We start from the raw sequence: 8390 nt of genomic DNA, 5'->3' as shown, positions 1-8390 counted from the left end.
CTATAAAACGAATGCAGGCCGGAAAAATTAGCGAATGAGAACAAGTATCAGAAGGGAGGTAAAACACCTGTAGGAGCAAAGCTTGCTCGCGATGGCGGTGTGACTGTCGATATCTATGTTGAATGTCAGACCGCTATCGCGAGCAAGCTTTGCTCCTACAAGAATCGGGGTCAGGCACTGGCGGCCATGGCATGCCGCCGATGATGCACCTCCAGCTGATCCTTGATCACCCGCAGCACCTTGGCCTCATGCTCATGAATGAAGAAGTGCCCGCCAGCCAACATGTCCACGGAAAAGCTGCCGTGGGTTTCCTTGCTCCAGCCGATCAACTGCTCGGTGGTGGCGCGGTCAGCCTTGCCGCCGAGCACATGCACCGGGCACTTGAGCAACGGTCGCTGGATCGGTTCGAAACGCCCGCACAACTGAAAGTCGGCGCGCAGGATCGGCAGCGTCAGGCTCATCAGCTCTTCGTTGGCCAGCACTTCCTCGCTGGTGCCGTTGAGGGTGCGCAGTTGCTCGATCAGTTCGGCATCGGATTTCGGCTCGGCAAACCCGCGGTCGTAATCGGCGCGCATCGTCGGCGCAGCGGTGCCCGAGGCGAACAAGGCCACCGGCTCCGGACCACCGAGCGAGCGAAACGCGTGGGCCATTTCACAGGCCAGCAACGCGCCGAGGCTATGGCCGAACAAAGCATAGGGCGCCTTGAGCATGGCCTTTTGTTCGTGAGCCAGTTGCAGCGCCAGGCGGCGCATGTCGGTGTGCAACGGCTCGCCGTAGCGCGCGCCACGCCCCGGCAATTCCACCGGTTGCAGCTTGATCCACTCCGGCAGTTTGCGCCGCCAGCGGCTATAGGCCATGGCGCTCGCGCCAGAATAGGGCAGGCACAGCAATGTCAGCTGGGTCACCGGGCGTACCTCGAAAGTTGTCTGTAAAGAGAACGGATGAAGTACGCAGAGAATTAGTCGTACTGATAACCCTGTGGGAGCGAGCTTGCTCGCGATGACGGAGTGTCAGTTGGTATCAAGGTACCTGACACACCGCTATCGCGAGCAAGCTCGCTCCCACAATTGGTCCCTATTTCAAATGGCGATAGCTTTGCACCGCCGAACCGAGAACCACCGCACCCGCGCCAATCGCCAGCCAAAACCCGCTCCTGGCCCCGAACGCATCCACCATCCACCCCGACCCCGCCGCACCGATCGCCACGCCGATGCTCAACCCGGTCACCAGCCAGGTCAGGCCCTCAGTGAGCTTGGCCGGTGGGACGATCTGCTCCACGAGAGCCATGGCGACAATCAACGTCGGCGCAAAAAACAGACCGGCGACAAACACAGCCAGTGACAACCCGAGAATGTTCACCGCCAGCAACAGCGGCAAGGTCGTCACCGCCGTCGCCACGCCACCATAGAGAAACAACCTTGGAAGCGGCACTTTCGAACGCAACGCACCGAACGCCAAACCCGCCATGCACGAACCGATCGCATACACCGACAGCACGATACTCGCCGCCGCCGGTTGGCCCTGATGCTGGGCGAACGCGACGCTGACCACATCCACCACACCGACGATGGTGCCCATGGCGACCATCAACAGCATCAGCAACTGGATGTCCACGGAGCGGATGATCGACGCGGCGTGATGCTCTTCATAGGGATGCACGGGCGGCTCGGTGCTGCGCTGCGACACGAACGCCGTAACTCCGATCGCCAGCATCAGCAATGCCGCCAACGGCCCGGCCTCGGGGAACGCCACCACGCACAAGCCCACCGACAGCGGCGGCCCGACGATAAAGCAGACTTCGTCCAGCACCGACTCCAGGGCATAGGCGGTTTGCAGTTGCGGCTGGCCGCGATACAACTCGGTCCAGCGCGCCCGCACCATCGCCGACATACTCGGCATGCAACCGGCAATCGCGGCAAACACAAACAACGTCCAGTTCGGCGCCTGCAAACGGGTGCAGAGCAACACCATCAACAGCGCCCCGCCACCGATCAACGCTGACACCGGCAAAATCCGTCGCTGACCAAAACGGTCCACCAGCCGCGACACCTGCGGCGCACAAAACGCCGTGGCCAACGCAAACGTCGCCGCCACCGCGCCGGCCAATCCGTAGCCACCCTGCAACTGCGACAGCATGGTGATCAAGCCGATGCCGGTCATGGAAATCGGCATGCGCGCGATCATCCCGGCCAGCACGAAAGCACGGGCGCCCGGGGCTTTGAACAGTTCGCGGTAGGGGTTGGGCATGGGGGCAGGTCTCGTCAAGGGACTGCACGTTGCCATAAACGCTGATTGAGAAGAAAGCGTGGAATTGTTGGTTGAATGTGAAGGCCCTATCGCCAGCAGGCTGGCTCCCACATTGGATGGGTGTACATCAGTCATTGTGGGAGCCAGCCGCTGGCGACAGGGCCATAACAGTCACCGCACAAATGAACTCCAGTCCACCCAAACCAGTCAGCTAAATAGACCCCTGATTCCCGGAGTTTCGCGACAATGGCTGATCACCCCGAACGCCAAAGCCCCATCGACGCCCACGGCATCATCGGCGACATGCGCAGTGCCGCGCTGGTCAATGACAAGGGCAGCGTGGATTTTTTCTGCTGGCCGGAGTTCGACAGCCCGTCGATTTTCTGTTCGCTGCTGGACAGTCCCGATGCGGGTATTTTCCAGTTATCCCCGGACTTGCCCGACGCCCGCCGTGAACAGATTTACCTGCCGGACACCAACGTCTTGCAAACCCGCTGGCTCAGCGATCGCGCGGTGGTCGAGGTGACCGATCTGCTGCCGATCGGCGACAGCGAGGACGATTTTCCGGTGCTGATGCGCCGGGTGCGAGTGGTCAGCGGCAAGGCAACCTTTCACTTGCGTTGCGCCGTGCGACATGACTACGCCCGCGCCATGACCCGCGCGCGCATGGATAAAAAGGACGTAATTTTCGAAGCCGCCAATCAGCCATCGCTGCGCCTGTCTGCCGATCAGGTTTTGCGCATAGACGCCAATGCGGCGGTCGCCGAATTCACCCTCGAACAGGACCAGACCGCCGAGTTCCTGCTCGGCGCCATCGACGATCCGCGCTTCAAGGAAGGCGCCGCCGCACTGTGCCTGCAACGCACGCTGAAGTTCTGGCGCGACTGGATCGGCCAGTCCAACTATCGCGGTCGCTGGCGGGAAATGGTCAACCGCTCGGCGCTGGCGATGAAGCTGCTGACCTCACGCAAACACGGCGCCATCCTCGCCGCCGCGACCTTCGGCTTGCCGGAAACCGTCGGCGGCGAACGCAACTGGGATTACCGCTACACCTGGATCCGCGACGCTTCGTTCACGGTGTACGCCTTCATGCGCCTGGGCTTTGTCGAAGAGGCCAACTCCTACATGCGCTGGCTGCGCGGGCGGGTCAGCGATTGTCGCGGCCAACCGATGAAACTCAACATTCTGTACGGCATCGACGGCCGTCAGGAACTGCCGGAAATCGAACTCACGCACCTGTCCGGCCACGGTGGCGCGAAACCGGTGCGCATCGGCAATCTGGCGTACGCGCAGGTTCAGCTCGACATCTTCGGCGAGCTGATGGACGCGGTGTACCTGGTCAACAAGTACGGCGAGGCTATTTCCCACGAGGGCTGGAAGCACACCGTGGAAGTGGTCGATCAGGTCTGCGAAACCTGGCAGCAGGAAGACGTCGGCATCTGGGAAATGCGCGGCGAGCAGCATCACTTCCTGCACTCGCGTCTGATGTGCTGGGTCGCACTGGATCGGGCGATTCGTCTCGCGTCGAAACGCTCGTTGCCCGCCCCATTCGCCCGCTGGGATCAGACTCGGCAAGCGATCTACGCCGACATCTGGGACAACTTCTGGAATGAAGAACGCGGGCATTTCGTCCAGCACATCGGCGGCACTGGTCTTGACGGTTCAATGCTGCTGATGCCGCTGGTACGTTTCGTCAGCGCCAAGGATCCACGCTGGCTGGCGACGCTCGACGCCATCGAAAAAAACCTGGTGCGTGACGGCATGGTCTACCGCTACCACAACGACCTCAACCAGATCGATGGCCTGCCGGGCACCGAAGGCGCGTTTGCCGCGTGTTCGTTCTGGTACGTCGAATGCCTGGCCCGCGCCGGTCGGGTGGAAAAGGCCCATCTGGAGTTCGAACAACTGCTGCGTTACGCCAATCCGTTAGGCCTGTATGCCGAAGAGTTCGATAGTCATGCGCGGCATATGGGCAACACCCCGCAGGCGTTGACGCACCTGGCGTTGATCAGCGCCGCGTGTTTTCTGGATCGCAAGTTGAGCGCGGAGAAGAGTTTTTGGCAGCCTTGAACACAGGTACTGCGTAAGCCAGCGCCCTACATTGGTTAAACAAAATCTGCAAAAACACCCTGTTGCCAGCCGTGACATCCCCACCTAACATCGAGCATCAGCGGGTTGTTCACGCACGAAAATGGTGGTGGCGTTTACGCCGGATCGGGCGAAATATTTCAACCAAATAGCGGAAGTTGAAGCCTAGGGGAAAGCTGACGAATGAGTAATCACAAGCTGATCCAGTATGTCCGGACTCCGATTCTGAACCTCGCCTACGAGGAACACGGCCCCCTCACCGGCGACCCGGTTATCCTGCTCCACGGCTTCCCCTATTCCCCCCGCGCCTTCGACGAAATCGCCCCGCCTCTCGCGGCCAAGGGCTACCGTGTGATCGTGCCCTACCTGCGCGGTTACGGCCCGACGCGATTCAACAGTCCTGACACGCTGCGTTCCGGGCAGCAAGCCGCCCTCGCTCAGGATTTGCTCGAGCTGATGGATGCGCTTTCCATCAAGCAAGCGGCGCTCTGCGGTTATGACTGGGGCGGTCGGGCGGCGTGCATTGTCGCGGCGTTGTGGCCGGAGCGGGTTCGTTGTCTGGTGACGGGGGATGGCTACAATCTGCAGAACATTCCTCGTTCGGTACGACCACGGGACCCGGAAACCGAGCATCGTCTCTGGTATCAGTATTATTTTCATACGCAGCGTGGCGTTGAGGGACTGACGGAAAATCGCCGGGGCGTGTGTGAGTTGTTGTGGAAGCTGTGGTCACCGACCTGGGCAAACAGGGCCGAACGCTATCCCTTGAGCGCGCCAGCCTTCGACAACCCGGATTTCGTCGACGTGGTGATTCATTCCTATCGTCACCGCTTCATGTATGTGGCCGGCGACCCGGCGCTGGAGTCGATCGAGGAGGCGCTGACCCGACAACCCTCCATCAGTGTGCCGACGATTTCCCTGTGTGGTGCCGACGATGGCGTTGGCCCGGCAGCGGAGGTCGACGACGACATCGAGCATTTCACCGGGCCTTACGAGCGCCGGATGCTGGCGGGTGTCGGACATAACATTCCCGAAGAAGCCCCCGAGGCGACGCTCAAGGCATTACTGGATCTGCTGCAACGCTGACGGAAAAACGCTCTCGATAGGCTTGCGGCGTTACGCCCATGGCCCGTAGGAAATTGCGACGCAGGGTTTCTTCGCTGCCGAATCCGCATTGCATGGCGACGCGTTTGATCGGTACGCCGGTATCACTCAGCAATCGCCGTGCGGTCTCGACCCGGATCAGCTCGATGGCTCGGGCCGGGGTCTGGCCGGTGTCGGCGCGGTAGTGGCGGACGAAGCTGCGTTCGCTCATGCCGGCCTGTAGCGCCAAGGTCGGAATACCGAGATCTTTGGTGAGGTTTTCACTGATCCAGGCGTGAAGTTCGTCGAAACGGCTGCCTTCTTTCTGCAAGGACAAGGTCACGCTGAATTGCGACTGGCCTCCGGGCCGTTTCAGGAACACCACCAACTGTCGGGCGACTTCGAGTGCCATTTTGCGGCCCAGATCGGCTTCTACCATCGCCAGCGCCAGGTCGATGCCGGCAGTGACCCCGGCCGAGGTCCAGACCGGGCCGTCGTTGATGAAAATCGGATTGGGTTCGACCTGCAATTGTGGATGCTGCTGCGCCAACTGCTCGCATCGGGTCCAGTGGGTGACCACGCGCCGGCCATCGAGCCAGCCGCTTGCCGCCAGCAAAAACGCTCCGGTGCACACCGAAGCCACCCGTCGGCACTTGGCCGCATGCTCACGCACCCAACTCACCAGTGGCTGATCCTCCGCCGCCGCGTAAACGCCCCAGCCCCCGGCGATGATCAAGGTGTCGCTGCCCTGCTCGGGCAATGGTTCGGCCAACAACGCCAACCCCGCCGACGACATCACCGCCCCGCCGCCGCTGGCAATCACCGATGGCGCGTACGGCGTCGGTGAACCTTGCTGGCGGGCGATGTCGTTGGCCGAGGCAAACACCTGCAACGGCCCGGTGACGTCGAGCAATTGCACGTTGGCGAAGGCGAGTACGTGAATGGTTTTCGGCATTTTGGCGCAATTCGTGGGGTGATTGGCGTATGCGCCAAATCCTAGGCGTCTACAGTGAAGTCGTCCACCCACTTCAGGAGAAAAACACCATGACCTTGCAGATCGGTTTTCTGTTGTTTCCACAGGTGCAACAACTCGACCTCACCGGCCCGTACGACGTGCTGGCTTCGTTGCCGGATGTGAAGGTGCATCTGATCTGGAAGGACCTGATGCCTATCACCGCCAGCACCGGCCTGATGTTGAAACCGACCGTTACTTTCGACGATTGCCCGGCGCTGGATGTGATCTGTGTGCCCGGGGGCAGCGGCGTCGGGCCGCTCATGGAAGATGAACAAACGCTGGCGTTCATCAGGGCTCAGGCCGCGAATGCGCGTTACGTGACTTCGGTCTGCACCGGCGCGCTGGTGCTCGGTGCGGCGGGTTTGTTGAAAGGCAAACGCGCCACTACCCACTGGGCCTATCACGAATTGCTGGCACCGCTGGGGGCGATTGCGGTGAAGGATCGCGTGGTGCGTGACGGCAATCTGCTGACCGGTGGCGGGATCACCGCGGGCATCGATTTCGCCCTGACCCTGGCCGCAGAACTGTTCGATCAGGACACCGCCGAACTGGTGCAATTGCAGCTGGAATACGCCCCGGCTCCGCCGTTCCAGGCAGGTAGCCCGGAAACTGCGCCAGCCAGCGTATTGGAAGAGGCCCGCAAACGCGCGGCAGGCTCGTTGAAACTGCGCACGGAAATCACTGAGCGTGCCGCCGCGAAACTCGACCGTCGCTAGAAAAAAGCTGCGGGGGGCCAAGGCTCCCGCTGCCAGGACTTTTCCTGCGCCCATAAAAAAACCCGCCGAGGCGGGTTCTTCCAAGACCATTACGACTCCCTGTCGTCAGCATTCCATGCAAATGGCCGATCATCCATGATCCTGAGCACTCCCTGTGCATCAGTGGATGGGGCCAGAATACGCATGGGATCCAATCCGCAATAGACGACATAGTTGTTACGGCGTGTAAGACATTCGCTATAGCGCCCCCTCCGAAAACCCTTGGATGCCTCATGCACCAAGGCTGGAGGCCGCGAGTTTCGCGACGTGCAGCTGACTTTCAGCCGCCCGGTCGTCGCCATCCTCAAGAAACCACGCCGCCGACAAACCGGCAAACGCCAATACCCATTGCAACAACCTGCGCTGATCAAGCCCGGCAGCCTCGGCCACTACCTCGATCTGCCGCTGGAAACGTCGCGGGTCCGTGGCCGTCCCACCAGGTCATCAACAGGTTGCCGAATTTTTCTTCGGCATCGATGGCAATCTTCAACATGGCCGGCGCATCGCCCCGGCGCACCGGCAACAAGCGGCTGCCGGGCGTGGTGATCGGTTGTCCATCCGGCACCAGCGCCCAGCGTTTCAGCCAGGGTTCAAACATACTGCCGTCAGTCACTCTCGCGCTCGCGGGCCTTGGCGTTTTCAACAAGGAATTGTTCCAGTCTGTTCAACTGCTCTTCCCAGCCACGGCTGTCCATGTAATACGCCTCCTTCTGTCGTATGTCGGGAATGTGCGCGAAACCGGACTCGGAAACCTTGAGCAGCGTGCCGTCCTCATAGTCTTCCATTTCGAACTTCACCAGCGTGGTGGGCTCCTGGGAGTAGTCGATCTTCGGGTTAACGGCGTAAGGGTGCCAGCGAAAGGAAAACAACTGCTGCGGCTCGACCCGCTCCACCAGCACATTCCACAACACGTGTTCGTAACCGGGATACGTCACCTGCCCTTGCGTCCACTCGCCGGCAATGAAACGCCTGCCTTCAAGCGCTACGCCGAACCACTGACCAAACGCCTCCGCATCGACCAAGGCACGCCATACATGGGAGCGCGGCGATTTAAGCTTGATTTTGCGCTCAAAACTATTGGGAACTGGTTTCATACGTCACCTCCTGTACTGAACAACAGTAGGCCTCTAAGACCACATGTCCAGCCCGAAAGTTGTATGAGAGGGCTGTCAGCTGTCGTAATCGTACGCCTGACATCGATG

General features: G+C 60.8%; 7 protein-coding genes and 1 pseudogene. 3 read left to right on the top strand and 5 right to left on the bottom strand.

What is annotated here, in order from left to right; all coding sequences use genetic code 11:
* Positions 1 to 170: 170 nt before the first annotated feature.
* Positions 171 to 905 carry a thioesterase II family protein gene (locus ACM110_RS20035; RefSeq protein ID WP_416129125.1) on the bottom strand — a complete coding sequence of 245 codons (735 nt, stop codon included), beginning with the start codon at positions 903 to 905 and terminating at the stop codon, positions 171 to 173.
* Positions 906 to 1074: 169 nt separating this feature from the next.
* The gene (locus tag ACM110_RS20030) at positions 1075 to 2247 is read right to left on the bottom strand and encodes an MFS transporter (RefSeq protein ID WP_416129124.1); all 1173 of its coding nucleotides are present in this window, start codon (positions 2245 to 2247) and stop codon (positions 1075 to 1077) included.
* Between the two features lie 246 nt (positions 2248 to 2493).
* Here ACM110_RS20030 and ACM110_RS20025 point away from each other — a divergent pair, with 246 nt between their 5' ends.
* The gene (locus ACM110_RS20025) at positions 2494 to 4317 is read left to right on the top strand and encodes a glycoside hydrolase family 15 protein (protein WP_416129123.1); all 1824 of its coding nucleotides are present in this window, start codon (positions 2494 to 2496) and stop codon (positions 4315 to 4317) included.
* 201 nt (positions 4318 to 4518) lie between these two features.
* On the top strand, positions 4519 to 5421 hold the full coding sequence (locus ACM110_RS20020; protein WP_416129122.1) for an alpha/beta fold hydrolase: 903 nt from the start codon (positions 4519 to 4521) through the stop codon (positions 5419 to 5421).
* On the opposite strand, the gene ACM110_RS20015 is transcribed toward ACM110_RS20020, so the two are convergent.
* Positions 5390 to 6373, bottom strand: coding sequence for a GlxA family transcriptional regulator (locus tag ACM110_RS20015; protein ID WP_416129121.1), 984 nt, complete (start codon positions 6371 to 6373; stop codon positions 5390 to 5392). The two genes, ACM110_RS20020 and ACM110_RS20015, sit on opposite strands and share 32 nt — an antisense overlap.
* A gap of 89 nt (positions 6374 to 6462) precedes the next feature.
* Here ACM110_RS20015 and inhA point away from each other — a divergent pair, with 89 nt between their 5' ends.
* Positions 6463 to 7149: an isonitrile hydratase gene (inhA, locus tag ACM110_RS20010; RefSeq protein ID WP_416129229.1), complete on the top strand. Its 687-nt coding sequence runs from the start codon at positions 6463 to 6465 to the stop codon at positions 7147 to 7149.
* A 270-nt stretch (positions 7150 to 7419) separates the two neighbouring features.
* Here inhA and ACM110_RS20005 read toward each other — a convergent pair.
* A pseudogene (locus tag ACM110_RS20005) lies at positions 7420 to 7786 on the bottom strand (aminoglycoside phosphotransferase family protein).
* A 7-nt stretch (positions 7787 to 7793) separates the two neighbouring features.
* Complete coding sequence (locus ACM110_RS20000; RefSeq protein ID WP_338582124.1) at positions 7794 to 8282, bottom strand: SRPBCC family protein; 489 nt, start codon at positions 8280 to 8282, stop codon at positions 7794 to 7796.
* Positions 8283 to 8390: the final 108 nt, after the last annotated feature.

Source organism: Pseudomonas sp. NFX98, assembly GCF_047784845.1.
Classification (GTDB): domain Bacteria; phylum Pseudomonadota; class Gammaproteobacteria; order Pseudomonadales; family Pseudomonadaceae; genus Aquipseudomonas.
This window is presented reverse-complemented; position numbering and strand designations above follow the sequence as displayed.